Origin of the sequence: Robertmurraya korlensis NBRC 107688, from assembly GCF_001591645.1 — a bacterium.
GTDB lineage: Bacteria > Bacillota > Bacilli > Bacillales > Cytobacillaceae > Robertmurraya_A.
The window spans coordinates 170,500-187,226 of record NZ_BCVH01000004.1; the positions used below are offsets into that span (position 1 = coordinate 170,500).

At 38.0% G+C, this 16,727-nt stretch carries 20 protein-coding genes; 12 read left to right on the forward strand and 8 right to left on the reverse strand.

Annotated features, from left to right (window positions below; all coding sequences use genetic code 11):
* The first annotated feature begins 307 nt into the window (after positions 1–307).
* Together BKO01S_RS08590 and BKO01S_RS24300 are read left to right on the forward strand one after the other, a co-directional pair.
* Positions 308–1,087: a PhzF family phenazine biosynthesis protein gene (locus tag BKO01S_RS08590; RefSeq protein ID WP_066051789.1), complete on the forward strand. Its 780-nt coding sequence runs from the start codon at positions 308–310 to the stop codon at positions 1,085–1,087.
* Between the two features lie 87 nt (positions 1,088–1,174).
* Positions 1,175–1,348: a hypothetical protein gene (locus tag BKO01S_RS24300; protein ID WP_157077333.1), complete on the forward strand. Its 174-nt coding sequence runs from the start codon at positions 1,175–1,177 to the stop codon at positions 1,346–1,348.
* 54 nt (positions 1,349–1,402) lie between these two features.
* Here the strand turns inward: BKO01S_RS24300 and BKO01S_RS08595 are convergent, their stop codons facing one another.
* From BKO01S_RS08595 to pdxR, 3 genes are all read right to left on the reverse strand, one after another.
* The gene (locus BKO01S_RS08595; RefSeq protein WP_066051792.1) at positions 1,403–2,773 is read right to left on the reverse strand and encodes an aldehyde dehydrogenase; all 1,371 of its coding nucleotides are present in this window, start codon (positions 2,771–2,773) and stop codon (positions 1,403–1,405) included.
* Between the two features lie 15 nt (positions 2,774–2,788).
* Positions 2,789–3,988 (reverse strand): iron-containing alcohol dehydrogenase, encoded by a 1,200-nt coding sequence (locus tag BKO01S_RS08600; RefSeq protein ID WP_066051795.1) that lies wholly within the window; start codon positions 3,986–3,988, stop codon positions 2,789–2,791.
* A gap of 64 nt (positions 3,989–4,052) precedes the next feature.
* Positions 4,053–5,432: a MocR-like pyridoxine biosynthesis transcription factor PdxR gene (pdxR, locus tag BKO01S_RS08605; RefSeq protein WP_066051798.1), complete on the reverse strand. Its 1,380-nt coding sequence runs from the start codon at positions 5,430–5,432 to the stop codon at positions 4,053–4,055.
* 107 nt (positions 5,433–5,539) lie between these two features.
* On the opposite strand from pdxR, the gene BKO01S_RS08610 reads away from it, so the two are divergent.
* The 3 genes from BKO01S_RS08610 (at position 5,540) to BKO01S_RS08620 (ending at position 7,229) form a co-directional block, all read left to right on the forward strand.
* A complete protein-coding gene (locus BKO01S_RS08610; protein WP_066051801.1) occupies positions 5,540–5,980 on the forward strand; it encodes a GNAT family N-acetyltransferase in 441 nt (146 codons plus the stop codon).
* A 203-nt stretch (positions 5,981–6,183) separates the two neighbouring features.
* Positions 6,184–6,480 carry a DUF3817 domain-containing protein gene (locus BKO01S_RS08615; protein WP_066051803.1) on the forward strand — a complete coding sequence of 99 codons (297 nt, stop codon included), beginning with the start codon at positions 6,184–6,186 and terminating at the stop codon, positions 6,478–6,480.
* 227 nt (positions 6,481–6,707) lie between these two features.
* The gene (locus BKO01S_RS08620; protein ID WP_066051806.1) at positions 6,708–7,229 is read left to right on the forward strand and encodes an acyl-CoA thioesterase; all 522 of its coding nucleotides are present in this window, start codon (positions 6,708–6,710) and stop codon (positions 7,227–7,229) included.
* A 66-nt stretch (positions 7,230–7,295) separates the two neighbouring features.
* On the opposite strand, the gene BKO01S_RS08625 is transcribed toward BKO01S_RS08620, so the two are convergent.
* Together BKO01S_RS08625 and BKO01S_RS23875 are read right to left on the reverse strand one after the other, a co-directional pair.
* Positions 7,296–9,815: a rhamnogalacturonan lyase gene (locus tag BKO01S_RS08625; RefSeq protein WP_066052072.1), complete on the reverse strand. Its 2,520-nt coding sequence runs from the start codon at positions 9,813–9,815 to the stop codon at positions 7,296–7,298.
* A gap of 376 nt (positions 9,816–10,191) precedes the next feature.
* On the reverse strand, positions 10,192–10,572 hold the full coding sequence (locus BKO01S_RS23875) for a VOC family protein (protein ID WP_232311204.1): 381 nt from the start codon (positions 10,570–10,572) through the stop codon (positions 10,192–10,194).
* Between the two features lie 221 nt (positions 10,573–10,793).
* On the opposite strand from BKO01S_RS23875, the gene BKO01S_RS08635 reads away from it, so the two are divergent.
* The 4 genes from BKO01S_RS08635 (at position 10,794) to BKO01S_RS08645 (ending at position 12,771) form a co-directional block, all read left to right on the forward strand.
* Positions 10,794–11,441 carry a pentapeptide repeat-containing protein gene (locus tag BKO01S_RS08635; protein WP_066051809.1) on the forward strand — a complete coding sequence of 216 codons (648 nt, stop codon included), beginning with the start codon at positions 10,794–10,796 and terminating at the stop codon, positions 11,439–11,441.
* 149 nt (positions 11,442–11,590) lie between these two features.
* Positions 11,591–12,052, forward strand: coding sequence for a DUF2062 domain-containing protein (locus tag BKO01S_RS08640; RefSeq protein ID WP_066051811.1), 462 nt, complete (start codon positions 11,591–11,593; stop codon positions 12,050–12,052).
* Between the two features lie 53 nt (positions 12,053–12,105).
* Positions 12,106–12,273: a hypothetical protein gene (locus BKO01S_RS24615; protein ID WP_198158788.1), complete on the forward strand. Its 168-nt coding sequence runs from the start codon at positions 12,106–12,108 to the stop codon at positions 12,271–12,273.
* A 27-nt stretch (positions 12,274–12,300) separates the two neighbouring features.
* Positions 12,301–12,771: a hypothetical protein gene (locus BKO01S_RS08645; RefSeq protein ID WP_066051813.1), complete on the forward strand. Its 471-nt coding sequence runs from the start codon at positions 12,301–12,303 to the stop codon at positions 12,769–12,771.
* A gap of 85 nt (positions 12,772–12,856) precedes the next feature.
* On the opposite strand, the gene BKO01S_RS08650 is transcribed toward BKO01S_RS08645, so the two are convergent.
* Positions 12,857–13,057, reverse strand: a complete 201-nt coding sequence (locus BKO01S_RS08650; RefSeq protein ID WP_066051815.1) for an aspartyl-phosphate phosphatase Spo0E family protein — start codon at positions 13,055–13,057, stop codon at positions 12,857–12,859.
* Between the two features lie 224 nt (positions 13,058–13,281).
* Here BKO01S_RS08650 and BKO01S_RS08655 point away from each other — a divergent pair, with 224 nt between their 5' ends.
* The 3 genes from BKO01S_RS08655 to BKO01S_RS08665 all read left to right on the forward strand — a co-directional run bounded on the left by BKO01S_RS08655 (position 13,282) and on the right by BKO01S_RS08665 (position 15,359).
* Positions 13,282–14,100, forward strand: coding sequence for a VOC family protein (locus BKO01S_RS08655; RefSeq protein WP_066051817.1), 819 nt, complete (start codon positions 13,282–13,284; stop codon positions 14,098–14,100).
* A gap of 26 nt (positions 14,101–14,126) precedes the next feature.
* A complete protein-coding gene (locus BKO01S_RS08660) occupies positions 14,127–14,891 on the forward strand; it encodes a MerR family transcriptional regulator (protein WP_066051821.1) in 765 nt (254 codons plus the stop codon).
* Positions 14,892–14,972: 81 nt separating this feature from the next.
* Positions 14,973–15,359, forward strand: coding sequence for a VOC family protein (locus BKO01S_RS08665; protein WP_066051824.1), 387 nt, complete (start codon positions 14,973–14,975; stop codon positions 15,357–15,359).
* A 22-nt stretch (positions 15,360–15,381) separates the two neighbouring features.
* Here the strand turns inward: BKO01S_RS08665 and BKO01S_RS08670 are convergent, their stop codons facing one another.
* Both BKO01S_RS08670 and yeiL read right to left on the reverse strand, forming a co-directional pair.
* Positions 15,382–15,957, reverse strand: a complete 576-nt coding sequence (locus tag BKO01S_RS08670; protein WP_066051829.1) for a hypothetical protein — start codon at positions 15,955–15,957, stop codon at positions 15,382–15,384.
* 82 nt (positions 15,958–16,039) lie between these two features.
* Positions 16,040–16,696 (reverse strand): transcriptional regulator YeiL, encoded by a 657-nt coding sequence (gene yeiL / locus BKO01S_RS08675; protein ID WP_066051832.1) that lies wholly within the window; start codon positions 16,694–16,696, stop codon positions 16,040–16,042.
* Between the last annotated feature and the right edge of the window lie 31 nt (positions 16,697–16,727).

Below are 16,727 nucleotides of genomic sequence, written 5' to 3' on the forward strand. Positions count from 1 at the left end.
GAATAGGTGAACTAAATCACCGTTTAGGACCTCTTTTTTCCACAAACTAGTAGAATGAGTGAACTAAATCCCCAATAGGACCTTTAGTCTCCATAAAATAGTAGAATGCGTCAACTAAATCATATTTAAAGACCTCAACCCCCATAAAACATCTTTATATCTCAAAACCAATCAATAGTTATCAACCATAATAATATTATGTAAACTAACTCGAAAGAATATAACTCTGAGAAAAAAAAGAGGGAAATCCAATCAATGGAAGAATACATATAAAAGTGATTAAAACTATGAAACAGGAGGGCAATGCATGAAATACTATGTCGTTGATGCCTTTGCGGAAAGAGTATTTGAAGGAAATCCAGCTGGGGTTTGTGTCATGGATGAGTGGCTTTCGGATGAGTTAATGCAGAAGATTGCTATGGAAAACAACCTATCCGAAACTGCCTTTGCTGTAAAACAAGGAGAAGGGTACCGCTTACGCTGGTTCACTCCCGGGGGTGAGATCAATCTATGTGGTCACGCCACACTAGCAACTGCATATGTCATTATGAACTTTATAGAAAAAGAAGCAAATACTATTCACTTTCACACAATGAGTGGGCAATTAACGGTACAAAAAAGAGACGATTGGTATGAGTTAGACTTCCCAGCTGTACCATCCGAAAGCATATCAGTAACAGCACAGATGAAGGAAGCGCTGGGACTTTCTCCAATCGAGGCATTTTTAAATAGAGATTTAGTTTTCGTAGTAGAAACGGAAGAAGAAGTAAAACAGGCGAATCCTGACTTTTCAAAATTAGAAAAGCTTCCAAACGGTGTAGGGGTTGCGATTACTGCTAGAGGAAGCGATTGTGATTTCGTAAGCAGAGGATTTTATCCCAAGCTAAAAGTGAATGAGGACCCAGTAACGGGATCGTTGCACTGCAGTTTGGTGCCTTATTGGTCAGAGAAGCTCCATAAACAAGAGTTTGTGGCAAAGCAGCTATCCTCTAGGGGAGGAACACTTTATTGTAAAAAGGAAGGAAACCGTGTAAAGATTGCTGGAAAAGCCGTACTCTATTCAAGCGCAGATATTTTTATAGAGTAGTAGATTTTTTTTTAAAAGATGTTTAAGACCTAGTAAAAAGGGTATATATCTAGGAAATCACATTTGATCAACTAGGAGGGAAGTTCTTTGGAAGGGACAATGGTCGTACATAGAAATCAAGAATACATAATTATGCACGATTACAAGAATGGAATGGTAGAGATACGCAATAGAAATTATAAGTTTGATATCCGATTGGTTTCTATTCATGAGCTACTGTTTTCTAGTGGACAACAAGAAGAGTACGGCCAAACGGGTTGATAATGCGATTTTGAAAAGCCTTCACGTATATAAAGCGTAAAGGCTTTTTTTATGTTATTTCAAAAACCACTTTAATCTTTTCAAAGCATCTCTCACATTTGGGTAACGGAAAGGGATATCAAATTTCGTCGTTTGCTTTAAAACACTTTTTCGGTGGGAAAAAGTATCAAAGCTTCCTTTTCCATGATAAGCGCCTAAGCCACTTGAACCAACTCCTCCAAAGGGCAGGTAAGGAGAGGCAAGATGGTAGACGGTATCATTGATACAGCCACCTCCAAATGATATTTGATGTAAAACCTCTTGTTGAACGCTCTCATTCTCGGAAAACAGATAAAGGGCAAGGGGATTCGGATGCTTATGAATTCCATCAATCGCCTCTGAAAGCTCACGATACTCAAGTACAGGAAGTATCGGACCGAAAATCTCATCCTGCATCACGGGATCATTCCAAGTGATCCTTGAAAGGACAGTCGGTTCGATCGTAAGTGTTTCCCCATTCGAATCACCACCCATGTACGTGTCTCCATTATTCAAGAATGTAAGTAAGCGGTCAAAATGTCGTTTGCTCACGATACGGGTATAGTCGGGATTTTTTAAAGCATGTTCTCCATACAGTTCATGAGTGGTCAATCGAAATTCCTTTAAAAATTGACCCTTGATGCTTTCGTGAACATACAAATAATCTGGTGCCACGCAGGTTTGACCTGCATTGATAAACTTTCCCCACGCAATCCGTTTGGCAGCAAGCTTCAAGTTAGCATCTTTATGTACGATACAAGGGCTTTTTCCACCTAACTCTAGTGTAACGGGCGTCAGATTTTTTGAAGCAGCCTCCATGATGACCTTCCCAACAGGGACACTTCCGGTAAAGAATATATAGTCAACATCCTCATCTAAAAGCGCTTGACTGGCTTCTAACCCGCCTTCTACCACGGAAATATACTCTTCTGAAAAGAGCTCACGAATGATTTTACCTATTAATTCAGAGGTTTTGGGTGTTAACTCTGAAGGTTTTACAATCGCGCAATTCCCAGCGGCAATCGCTCCAATTAACGGTGCAATGGCTAGTTGAAATGGATAGTTCCATGGAGCAATAATGAGAGCCACTCCGTATGGCTCTGAGTAAATAAAGCTGGTGGAACCTATATGGCTTACCGGCGTTTTCACCTTTTCCGGCTTGACCCAGTCGCTTAGGTGTTTAAGGGTAAAACGGATTTCCTCTAGAAGAACACCGATTTCAGTTGCATACGCTTCGAATTCTGATTTGTTTAGATCCTCTTTTAGCGTGTGAAAAAGGGACTGTTCATTTGCTCGAATGGCCTCCCTAAGCTTTTCTAATGCATGGATCCGAAAGGCTAATTCTTTGGTAGCTCCTGTACGAAAATACGCTTTTTGTTTTAAAACGAGTGAGTGATAGTTCTCCATATGTGCAACTCCTATTTATGCCTTTATCATTTTATATAAGTTGAATAAATCGTGTTTGTCTAATATTTTTGGAACTGGATAAAGGGGGTTTGCCTCTCGAAAGGCACGATCCACCATAATCGGAAGGTCTTGCTCCATTAAACAATCAAATGTATTTGGTATATTCATGTCACGGTTTAGTTTTTTTATGGCTTCTATAAACTTTTTCGCTTTAAGAGAGGTGGCGTCATCTACTGTAGTAATCCCAACGATATCAGCTAATTCTGCTAATGGTTGATGAACACTCTCTCCATAATACTCTAGCACATAAGGGAGTATTATCGCATTCGCTAGACCATGGGGAACCGAGTAAAATCCACCTAATGTATGGGCAATGGCGTGAACATAACCAACGTACGCACGCGTGAACGCTACGCCAGCCAAATACGACGCTTTTTGCATATTTTTTCGAGCCTCAATATTTGATCCATTCGAATACGCCTCGTATAAATTATGAAAGATGAGTTGAACCGCTTCTTTGCTGCATTGACTGGTTTCCTCTGTATTGCTTCGTCCAATGTACGCTTCGATTGCATGAGTAAGTGCATCCATTCCTGTCGTTGAAGTAATATGTGCTGGAAGCTTCATCGTAAGCAAGGGGTCAAGAACGGCCAAATCCGGGATCAGGACATGGTCATTAATGGCATACTTTTCATGCGTTTCACTGTTTGAAATCACTGCGGCCACGGTTGCTTCACTCCCTGTACCAGAAGTGGTCGGTATAGCTATAAGTGGTGGAGTCGGCTTTCTTACCTTAAGTTGTCCTTTCATCTTAGGAATAGTTTTACCTGGTCGTGCTACACGAGCAGCTACGCCTTTCGCACAATCAATGGGAGAGCCGCCACCAAACCCGATAATGCCATGGCATTGGGTTTCTTTGTATAATAGGAAAGCTTCTTCAATATTATCTATCGTTGGATTTTGAACTGTTTCGTCATAAACAACGTAGTCAATTCCTTTTCCTTCTAACCCATCAAGTAAACGCTCAAGTAATCCCACTGATACAATCCCTTTATCTGTCACAATTAAAACGCTCCCAATTCCTTTTAGTTTAAGAAGTGGTGGAAGCTTTATCAGACTGTTTTCTCCTTCTAAAAGCTCAGGTTTTTTCCAATTAAAAAAAGGAGCTGCTGTTTTATAGGCCAACTGGTACATTCGACAATAGAGGTTATACATCGCAATTTCCTCATTTCTATAAAAGGTCTACTATTATTAAATGAGGAAATATTTGGATAAATGCCTAAAACCTCCATGCTTGCTTTAGCAGTTGGACGCCTAATTGTATTTGTTCTATTGAAAGATTGCTAAAACCAAGTTTAATAAACGTTCCTTCCTCCTGTTTCAAAAAGTAATGGGATGTAGGATACACTTTTACTCCAAGTGAGAGTGCTAGTTGAATGAGTTCGTCTTCCTTTGTTGAGCCTTGGATTTTTACTAGTACATATAATCCGGATTGGGGACCGATAATTTCGATGGTCTCCCCAAATGTATTCTGTAAACAAGTGACAAGTGTATGCATCTTTTGCTTGTATGTGGTTCGCATTTTTCGTATATGTGAATCCCAATGCCCTTGCTCCATGAATCGGCCCATTGTTCGCTGATGAATGCTAGAAGTACATTGTTCGATACCAGTAAACCGCTCTAGATAAGGTTTGATTAAAATTTGTGGCAACACCATATAGCTTAAGCGAATGGAAGGAATAAATGCTTTTGAAAAAGTACCCAAGTAAATTACACGTGCACCATGCTGAAGGGATAATAATGCTGGAATCGGGTGCTGCTTGTACCGAAATTCACTATCATAATCATCTTCAATAATAAACCCATTATGAGTTTCTGCCCATTTCAGTAATTGATGCCGTTCGGGAACTGGCATCGTGACACCAGTAGGAAATTGATGGGATGGGGTGAGATAGACAAGCTTTGATGGAGTCTTTCCTAGATGTTCTAACGATAGTCCTTTTATGCCTATCTTAACGGGATGCAGGTGAAAGCCATGGAGTTGAAAGACCAAGCGAGCTCCATCATAGCCAGGGTTTTCTACTGCTACGGAAGAGAAGCGATTCTTTAGGAAAAGTGACAAGTGCATTAATAGCTGCTGGGTACTGCTACCAATGATGATATGCTCCGAGGTCGTTTGGATCCCTCTTGATTGAAGTAAATAGCGAGAGAGTTGACTCCTAAGCAAGTGATCACCTTGGTGTTCTCCATATGTATAGACCATATCTTCTTTTAACACTTCGTTACTACATCTCCGCCAAGCTTTTAATGGAAAAGCTTGTTGATCTACAGTTCCAGCACGAAAATCTACGATAATGGGTTTTTCTTTCTTTTGCATAATGCTTTTTGTTGGTAGTGTTTGGTGAAGATGAATGGGTTCAAAAGCTTCGACAAAGTAGCCTCTTTTTTCTTCACTTCTAATATACCCCTCAGCTAGTAACTGTGCGTAGGCTATAAGTGTCGTGTTTCGGCTGACATGCAATATAGCAGCAAGCTGACGAATAGATGGAAGCTTCGTATTTTTGGGTAATACACTTTCTTCAATAAGGGAGCGAACCCTCTCATAAATTTGTTTATATTTAGGGCTTTGATCGTTTAATTGAATGAGTAACTCCTTCATCTGAGGACTCCTAACTGACATATAAAATTGATTCAATCTGTTCCTTTTATTATGTCAGATTGTTAGTAAGATATAAATAGATTGAGTGAAAAGAAGGGAAGAGGAAGATGAACATTATTCAGGCAGATTTGGCTTCACTTGAGCAAATAATCCCACTATTCAATGCCTATCGAGTGTTTTACGAGCAAACTAGCGATCTTGAAGGGGCTAGACTATTTATTCACGAGCGGCTAGAAAATCAGGAGTCTGTTATTTTTCTTGCGAGAGAAGGAGAAACGGCAGTTGGATTCACCCAACTTTATCCAACCTTTTCGTCTGTTGGTATGAAAAGAGGGTATATCCTAAATGATTTGTATGTTGATGCTACTTATAGAAAGAAAGGCATTGGAAGAGCGTTAATAGAGGAAGTTTTTCAGTTTTGTAAGGATAGGAATACAAGGTTTGTGCAATTAGAGACAGCTCCAGACAATGTACAGGCAAAGGCCTTATATGAAAATTTGGGAATGAAGTTATCAAATGAATATGACTGTTATGTGAAAATATTCTAATGAAAAAGTAAACCAAAGCCCTGATCATAACGGGACTTTGGTTATTTTGATTATCCATTTTAACAGTGATAATATTTCAAAAGTATTATTATATATCTACCAATGGTAAAAATGGTTATAATAGGTATTTGAGGAGGGGAATAACTGAGTATAAGTTAGGAGTATGGAATAGATCATGAATATATCAACTAGGGGGAGAAATGATGTTTAATTCACCAATTGCAAAATTCAGGTTTATGGGTCTCTTAGAAGGTTTATCTTTACTCGTCTTGTTATTTATTGCTATGCCTCTTAAATACTTGGCAGGTTTTCCAGAAGTAGTAACGTTTGTTGGTTCGATCCACGGCATGCTATTTGTCATGTATTTGCTTACGATCGCATATGTCACGTTCAAAATTAGATGGTCATTTGTTTGGATCACATCAGCATTTGCTGTTGCGTTTATTCCTTTCGGGAATCTGGTCCTTGATGCGAAACTTCGTAAATCACGTTACAAGTAATGTTTATGGCTCTTTACATATAAAGGATCTTTCTTCAAAAGTGGCTACCAAACAGGGTAGCTTTTTTTATTGGATTGATTTGTTAAAGGAGAAAATTTTAAAAGAGAAACATAAAGGTAGTTTTAACGTAGTGTAAATATCATAAAATTGTTTTTTAATGAAACTGGGCCATAGTTCATGCCGAAAATTAGAGTATAATAATCAAAAAGAAGAAGCGAGGAAGAGCGATGACAGAAAGAATAACTAAAACATGCTCCCAGACGAGAGTGATTAAGACAAGCAGGGTATTTCCTCTTGATACAAATAACCATGGTACATTATTTGGCGGGAAATTAATGAGTATGATCGATGATGTGGCATCCATTTCTGCCTCAAGACATGCAAGATGTGAGATTGTAACAGCTTCAACCGATTCTGTCGATTTCCTATTCCCCATCCAAAAGGATGATTCTGTCTGTTTGGAATCTTATGTCACATGGGTCGGTAAATCCTCCATGGAGGTGTTCGTCAAAGTAATATCAGAGAATCTGATGACAGGAGAAAGACAATTGGCTGCTACCTCATTCCTTACGTTCGTGGCCCTTTCAAAAGAAGGAAAAGCATTGACTGTTCCTAATATAAAACCTGAAAGTGAAGAGGAAATCATGATGAATGAGAGTGGACCGATGAGGGCAGAAAATCGTAAGAAAAGAAAAGAACATAGCAAAACATTAGCTGAAAAAATCAATGTGAACGTTCCTTGGGGTTGAATTTTATTGTAGAGGTAACTAAAGAAGACTCCTAACCATTAAAGCTTAAGAGTCTTCTTTAGATTATTAATTGTTTTCTAACATGTTGATGACAATTTGAGCTTTATTGGTTAGGTTGAGTTTTCCTTCAGAAGAAAGATAGGCTTCATTGTTCTTTTTGTGAATTTCTTTCACGAATTTTTCCATAAATTCAATTGCTTGTTTCTCAGATCCTTTTTCTAGATGATGGTTTACTTGTTTAAGAGAGTTTTCTAGTTGATTGCTTAGAGGAGCAGTTAATTCCTTTTTCTTTTGAAGCTCCGCCAATTCTTTTTCTAACGCAGAAAGTACTCCAGGCATGATGAATTCTGTGACTGGAACTTTGGCCCAATCAATATCACTTCCAAGGTAGAAGCTTGTATAGGAAGGCTGATTATAAGTAGTGCTTTGTCTAGCCACTTCTGCCCGATATTGAGTATCATGCATAAGTGTATACAATTTGTGGTTGGTAACCTCTGTACTTAAATACATACGGATGGAAGAGCTATCAGCAGTCCGTACGAGCAATTCCTCTCTCCAGTCACCAAAAATATCAGCTACTAAGCTTGGATTTCCTTTTGTCCCGTTATTGGTTCGAGTTCCTTCTGCTGTAAGAACGGTGCCTTTTTTCCAATCTTGAATAGTAGGGGTAGCATTACCAGCACCATCCACAATCTGTGTCGTCATATCGGCAGCCCACTTAATGTTCATATTTGTACCAGGGGCACTAGAACCTAGCTTTTCACCGGCTGCTGTCCATAAACCAACACCTGTATTGGCCCAAGTCTCTAAACCAGGCTGAGCAGGGTCAATATCACCAACCATTCCACGACCTGTATCTCGACCGGTATAACCACCATATATTAATTCACCCGTTTTGGCATCACGTAAGGTGTAGCCGTAAGGTGCCCATCTTCCACCTTCGTGGACCGTATAAATCTCCACTCCGGGACGGTTCGGATCAATATCCGTCACATGCATCGCATCTCCGTGTCCAAGTCTAGCCATCTGGCCAGGAGCAGCACTTTCTGAAGGCATCACATCCATGGAGCTATATAATAATGATCCATCATCATCAATCGTAGCACTTCCATAGACAATTTCTTGCTTGCCGTCACCATCCACATCAGCTGCACTAAGGGAGTGGGCTCCTTGTGTAGTGAGTGTACCAAATTCTGGGTCCGTACCATCGACTCCGTGAGGGCTGTCGTTAAATGGGTTCGACATAGGTGTCCAGCCACTATCCACGGCCCAGTTTTCTTTTAAATTCTTTCCATCCCAGCTATATGTAACTAGATTGGATCTGGTATAATATCCACGAGCAAACACGGCAGAAGGTTTTTCTCCATCTAGATAAGCGACACCGGAAAGGAATCGATCCACACGATTGCCTGGTTCAATCCTAGCCATCGCATAATCTCCCCACATGAGACCATCATCGTGTCGTTCTGGCTTGTAATCAACCGTATCCATTTCCTCGCCTGTTTCTCCATTAAACACGGTTAAATACTCTGGACCTTTAACAATAAAGCCTTCAAAGGCTCTTAAATTATTCCTTGTGCTTCTGCTTGGAGCGTATACATCCATAAAATAATCAGTTAAACTTTGTGCATCTTCCTTAGATAGTGGATAGGTATATTGTTTTTCCACTCCAAACGCTTCCTCAAGCGTACTTGGCCAGTTGCCCTTTACGACTTCTTCATGCTCATGCCAATTCATAAACATGTTTACCACATGATTATAATAGTCATCTCTGCTCATTCGATAGTCATCTTGGTTGCTGTATCCAGCATCGATGTCTTTTTGAGGCATTGTGATATATTTCTCTGAAGCAACCTGACCATTTTCATCATATTTAATGATTTTTGTACCAGGAGCTGTTTTGAACATCATCTCTGATTTGCCATCTCCATCAAAGTCATACACTAAAAATTGAGTGTAGTGTGCACCAGAACGGATATTGACACCTAAATCGATTCGATAGAGGAGGGTTCCATCCATTCGATAGCTATCAATATACGTATTTCCAGTATATCCAACCTGTGAAACATCCTTAGAATTGGAAGGATCCCATTTTACGAAAAATTCGTATTGACCGTCACCATCCACATCGCCGACACTCATATCATTGGCCGAATATGTATAGCTTTCGCCAACAGGTGTAACACCGTCAGCAGGTTTATTCAGCTTCAAATCGACGTAGGATTGCTTCCAGGGTGAAACGGAAGAACTTTGGTCTAGCTCTTTTCCATTCAAAACCGAACGAACGTAATACTTAGAAGAACTGCTCCCATCAGGATCTAAAAAGTTTGTGCTATCTTCCACGCTGGCTATGAATTTACCATCGCGATACACATGAAAGTTGACACCCGTTAGCCCAGTTTCCGAATAGCCTGTTACTTCATTGCCCAACAATCTCCAGCTTAGAAAATTTCCTTCTGAAGTAGTGGCTGCTACTAGACCCCGGTCAAGATATTCTAACTGCACACCTTGAACATTATAGGGAATTTTGTTTTGCTGAGTATCTTCCGCAGCTACAGCTGAAACACCTGATAAGAGAAGTGGCATGGCTAGTGCACTGGTTAGTACTCTTCTACGTAGGGATGTTTTTTTCAAAATGAATAACCTCCTAGATTTTTTAGTAGTTGCACTCTAATTGAATACGCTTACAAAATAATGCAAACACCTCCGTTTCATTAGTTAGTAGAAACACGAACCTAATTATATTTGAAATATTCTGAATAAAAAATGCAATTTTCAGATGTTTTTATATAAAAAACAGTGTTATTTGCAGTTTGGGACGAGTGGAGAAGGAGTGCCAGAATCGGGCAGGAAGAGGAAAACGAATGGAGTACAGTCCGAATGTGCGATGGGTTCGGAAAGAGGGAAGGGAAGGCGTGTTCCCTTGCCACATCATTACCGCCGTGTTTCTTTGGTTCAAATCTCAACTAAAACAAGTACAAATCATAATGATATTACCATCAGGATCCTTAAAGGAAAACTCGGCCATATCTGAATGAGTGATAATCTCGGTTACAAGTTCAACCCCCATTGCTGTAACATGACTAAAAGCGTCGTTAATGTTTGATGAACTAAGGTTAAACAATGGCTGATTGGAAGGAACAAATTCATAGTTTTCATCAAAACAATGGTTATCGAGTGTAATCCCTGGTTTGCCCTCTCCCATATTCAAGGTATAAACAGGCCCCGTAAAACTGCCTTCTCTGATATCCAACCCTAGTAATCGACTATACCATTGTACGGAACGTTCTAGATCACTAACATGAACAAAAATCGTATCAATTCTATTTTCTATTGGTTTCACCAACTCAGTCACCTCCAAAATATATACCATTTCATTCCACATATGAATAAAAGTTTCCTGCCTCAGTAGGGTACATATTTTATATATTGGTAAAAAAATGTAGTTTCAGTTATTCTGAAAAACAAATTGTCACAAATCCTATTAAAAATAAAGACTTATATACGATTTGATTTTCTTGTAATGTTAATGAGTACAGGTAATAGAAAGTATAGAGGTGTAGTATGACAAAAATAATAAAAATAGACCGCCCAAAGGTCTCAACAGAGTTACCTAATGCAAATTTTCAAGACGTCTTTTATGAAGAAGAGACGGAGCTAGTAAACTGTTCGGTTTTGAATTCTCAAGTGGAGAATGAGGAAATAGAAAGACTAATTTTATCAAAAGTTATTTTTAAGAACGTTACGTTTTTAAGCAGTACCTTTACTAATATAGATGTAACGGATGTGATTTTTGAGAATTGTAATTTATCAAATGTACGTTTATGTGGTGGTAATCTACATAGAGTGGAGTTTAAAGATTGTAAACTTTTAGGACTAGATTTGTCTGATGCAATTCTAGGGAATGTTCTTTTTGAAAATTGTGATTTGAACTTTAGTAACTTTGCAGATACCCGGTTAAAGCAGGTAATCTATGAGAAGTCATCTTTGAAGAGTGCTAATTTTTTTAACTCGAAATTTACGAAAGTAGGTCTCAACTGGTGCGATCTGAATGATGTTGATTTTACAAATACTCTACTAAAAGGGGTTGATATTAGCACCTGTACGTTTGAACAAATAAATGTGTCGACCGAAAGTTTGTTTGGGTGCGAGGTTTCTTCAGAACAAGCAATAGGATTTTCGAGGTTATTAGGATTGAAAATTAAAGAATAAGTTGAGAGTACCAACGTTACAAATGGGCCTGTATGAAGCAATGCTTGATACAGGTTTTTTCTACTGTTAAAGTAATTTGGATAGAAGATTGCCAGTTATGTTATTATACTTGAAGAATCAACCATGAAAGAACGAGGTGAGGTGACTAGATGAACCTAAGGCGTCAAAGAAAATACTACCTACTCCGCTTGTTTCGTATTAAGGCAAGCCCTCGACAAGTGGCCTGTGGACTGGTACTAGGTTTTATCCCTAGTTGGTTCCCCACGTTTGGTTTAGGCCCTCTATTATCAATTGGAATGGCCAAGGTTTTTCGGGTGAATGTAATAGCTGCTTTGATTGGAGGAGTTATTGGAACTCCAATTTGGCCTATACTCTTTTTCTGTAACTATAAAATGGGTAGCCTTGTTTTTGAAAGACAAAACAAAGTGGATGAAATAGATGATGTTTCCTATCAATATGTTGTAAATGATACATTAGGTAGCATTCAATCAGGTGGATTCTTATTTCTAACTGGGGCATGTATCAATATGATTATTGCCTCTCTTGCGATGTATGTAATCGTATATATTCTTTTTAAAAGGTACCGCGGGACAATCTTACAAAAGATTTGATTAGAGTAGAGAAAACGAATTAGTGAAGCATAATAAAGCTAGGAGAGGGTTATATGAGATGTGGATCGAAATGCTATCTAGTCACAATAGAAATGAATGGAGAAAAGCAAATCATGCCAGTTACCGCAAGATCTCCTGTGGAAGCTAGAAAAGCAATTCGATTAGAATACGGAGCGGAGGCACAGATCTTATCCGTTATAAAAGAGGAAAAGAAACGGTGAAAAAATGGCGTATTGTTAGGGGGACCCATGAAAAATAGAGTAACGGGTACTTTAGTATGGTTAGTCGTATGTAGCATTTTTATCTACTTAGTAGACCTATTTACATTTAATCCTACTGTCATATCAGGGAACGGAAACTTAGGACTTTTATTTGTATTTCCAGCCGTGGTTGCTTTTTTCCTATTTGCAAAAGGTTTGTGGAAAGCCTTAGGTAGGCTTGAATTAAAATCAACTACGTGGATAAAGATACGGTTAGGGGGACTTGCTCTTTTAGTAGTATTTGGTTTGCTAGAATACTATTTTACTATGAATCTTATTAGAGATTTAGGTGGGTTTCCAGGAAATGAATCCTCAAGGATCTATCGTTACTCTTGGCTTAATCAGTATACAAACACTATTTTTATTAATATTTATACCCTGGGTATAGTGGTAGCTGGGGTAACATTCATAAAAACAATCGCTAAGACAAAATCAACCTATTCGAGTAAAACAGATTAGTCGATATAAAAAGCGTATATTGAATATTTTATTCAATATACGCTTTTTATGTTATAGGATAGGGTTTAATGTTTGAATTATTCAGTCATTTATACAAAAAGGTACGTCGATTTTTCGAAAATAAACGTTGATAAATAGTAAGGTAACTATCTAATCGTTGACTGATTCGAATAGTATTTTGGCTACCAAACCCTTCTTGCATTCCGGTGTTAATTAATTCACCGCGGATAAGTTCAATTTTAATATATAAGTACACTTCATCGTTTTCAAAAATAATTGGCGGCATATGAATGACTCCTATTGCTATATAATTTCTCTGGTTCGTATTTAGCTATTATTACATATTTTTAAAAGAAAAGGGAATATTTGATAGTATTTTTTAAAAATTGTTGATTTTTTGTAAAAAATGTCTTAAGTATCCTAATTTCCAGAAAAATTTAAAAGAATGATTGACATTCAACTAGGTTGAACCTTTATCCTAAATATGTAAAAAACAAAGGGAGTGGTTATATGTATCGATGGGATGGAGGATTTATTATGGTACAGCCCAATCAATTTGAGGATGCTATTCAATGGTATCAGGAGGTATTAGGCTGGGAGTGTATCGACCAAATCACTAGTTGGGTTGGAAGAAAAGGATTTATGAAGCTACCTAGAGCAGGAATAGTGACGATCAAATCGTTTGAAGGGGATCATGATCACTTACAATCTCTAGAAACAGAAGGAAAGGTTAGGTTTGGATTTGCCACGTATGATCTCGATCAAACAGTTTCCTATCTACGAGATAGAAAGATAGAAGCAACTGAAATACTGGTGCTTCCGAACGGACAAAGATATTGTGATATCTATGCATTTGAACATACAAGGTTAACAATTGTTGAGGAATCCAAAGGAGAAGACGACAGGGAGTATCCTCCATCAGGAGTCCTTGGTTTTGGAACGGTTAATTCCATTATTCATGTAAAGGACCCTAAGTCTTCAGCTTTTTGGTATAAAGAGCATCTTGGATTTGAGATAGAGGAAGTAGATGAGGATAAAGGATTTGCTCACCTTAAGACCGAGGATGCCTATGACAGAAATGTACTAAACGAATGCTTTTGGGATCATATTTGGCTTTTGAAGAGCAAGGACACTGTTCTGAGGCCAAATGACAATAGAGCTAGAACCTATTTTGATATACGACCTGAGTTGGTCTTCGACGAATATAAGAAACTAATTAAAAATGGATTGCAGCCTTCTGAAATAGCGGGAGACCCAATTAATGGCTGGGGTGGATTTCATTTTTATGATCCGGATAATAATCGTATTAATGTGTGGTCCTATAAATAAGGGAAAGAAGCTGACTGGAGGTACATATGAAGTATTTCACCATAAAGGATTTTTCAAAAAGTACGGGATTGCCTCCTAGTAAACTAAGATTTTATGATAAAAAAGAACTGCTTCAACCATCCACACGTTTGAATAATGGGTATCGTGTTTATACAGTAGATCAGATCCATCTTGCCAAAATGATTGATTCTTTAAGACAAGCTGATATAGCCATTGAAGAAATCAAACGATATATAGAAGGAAACGAACAGGAGAAAGTGGAGATTTTGGTCAGTTGGAAAAAGGAACTAGACAAAAAAATGGAAGTTTTGCTCGCTGCCAAAAAATATGTGGGTGGCATCCAGGTGGAAAGCTCTCATTCTCTCCTCCTCTCAAAGTGGGAAAAGGAAAAATATTTCGTTTGGCAAAGATTTGAAGCGGAGAAAAGACCGCATCCATTTCAAAAATTTTTTCAGCAAGCAGTAGAAAGATTAGAAAGCCAAGGGATTTATTGTTCCGAACAGGTGTATGTGAAAACGGAAAAAATCACCAATAATAAAATCATTGGTGAGATAGGGTTTGAGATCGATCCGAGTATTCATATAGTGGAGAACACGAATATACGATTTGAACGGATTTCACCAACCTTATTTGCGGTGTTGCGAGATTGCCGCGCGGATGACGAATACCTCTGTTTTTCCTATATTCAAATGGTGATCCGTTACGGTTTTCAACCAGTCGGAAACAAGTTAGAGAGATATTCTAACATTTACGCTGATAGATTTGATTATTTATTACCATTAGTGAAGTAGGAAATTTAATAATTGTCACGAATTTATTAGGAGAACCATTTTAATAAATAGAAACATGACAAAGTAAAGGGGTAGATAGTGATGATTAATAAAGTTGGTCAAATCATGCTGTATGTTAATAACCAAGATGAGGCAGTCAGTTTTTGGACGGAAAAAGTAGGGTTTGATGTCATTTCCGAAGAGGATAACGGTCAGGGGTTTAGATGGATTGAGGTTGCCCCAAAGGATGCTGAGACAAGTATTATTCTGCATAACAAGGAATTTATTGCGAAAATGTCACCTGAGTTAAACCTAGGTACACCCTCTTTAATGTTTTTCACCGAAACCCTTGATAACTTATATAACGATTTAGTAAATAAAAAAGTAACAGTCGGAGAATTGGTAGAAATGCCCTTCGGAAGAGTATTTAATTTTGCAGACGATGAAGGAAATTATTTTGCCGTTATGGAAAAAGAGGGCAAGAAATAAGCTAGTAGAAAGAGAGGTCATTTTATTTATGATCTCTCTTTCTTTTGATATAAGTGAATATTTTAGTCATCACAATAGCAAGAAGTAAGATAAGTAAATAATTCAGGAAAAGATAGAAGTAGTTCATCCCTTTGTTTATCTGCATTAAATTCACTAACACTAATAAAGGTTTAAATATAAAAGAGAAAAAGGCCGATAAAATTACACCATATAAGAATACATTTTTATTGTGACTGATACACCATTGATATAACAACATAAAGGAAACTGGGACAAGGGAGGCATCAAGAGCAAAGTTTACAGGCAATACGGGTATCGCTTGGAAAGGGTATGTGACATGTGAAGTTCTCATAGCTATCGCATCTGAGTATGTGAACCACGTATGTATATTAAAACCATAAAATCCTATTTGGAACACTTTGTTTTTATCAATGGCAAAATACACAACGATAAGAGGGATAACCAGCATCATTACAATGGCCCAAAATTGCCAGGTTTCCCAAGTTGAGAAGTCTTTCCAATACTCCATCCACAACCTCACTACGTGATCTTGTTGAAAGAGTATGTCATCAAGACGTTTTTGTTGATCCTTAGTCATTTATAAACACCCCAAAACTTCCAATATCCGTTAATTACTAGTATCCCAAAAGTTTCCGTATTTATTAATAATTATGGGTGGCCTATTTGGCTAATTGTTGTAGACGAATTCTATCCTGAATGAGATATCCTCGAGAATGCTTTTTTATAACCCCTTCCTCACTTAGCTTAGCAAAAACATGTAATAAATGACGATAAGACACCCCTAAGTATTCACATACCTCGGTGTGTTTTTCTTTGTAAAAATCATGATCTGCTGACACAAGTATAAATGCAGCTAAACGGTTTACTAAAGGATATACTTGATTTTCGGTGTATTTAGCGGAAATGGTTGTTGCTTTTTGACTAAGAAAAATACATAAATGCTTTAAAAATGTAGCGTCTGTAAGAAGCTTGTCTTTACAAGCATGAATAGGTATTGCTAGACAAGTAACTTTCGTGACGGTTTGTATTGCTTTGGAAATACGTTCTTCATTTAAAAGTTCAATTTCTCCCATAAAAGTGGGGGCTTGTAAAAAATTGATGAGTGAAATCTTCCCATTTTCATGGGTTACATAGAGTTTTGCTTTTCCCTCGACAAGATAATATAAATACTCAGGATAGGATCCTTCTTTAAAAATGAATTCACCACGTTCAAACTGGCACACCTGAATAAACGGTGTGATAGGAAAGGAGAAAAGTGATTCAATAGGGTATTTATTCAGATAGTAATTACGTAAAGGTTCAACTAAAAACTGCATGAGTTTCCTCCGGAAAATATGAGATATCTCA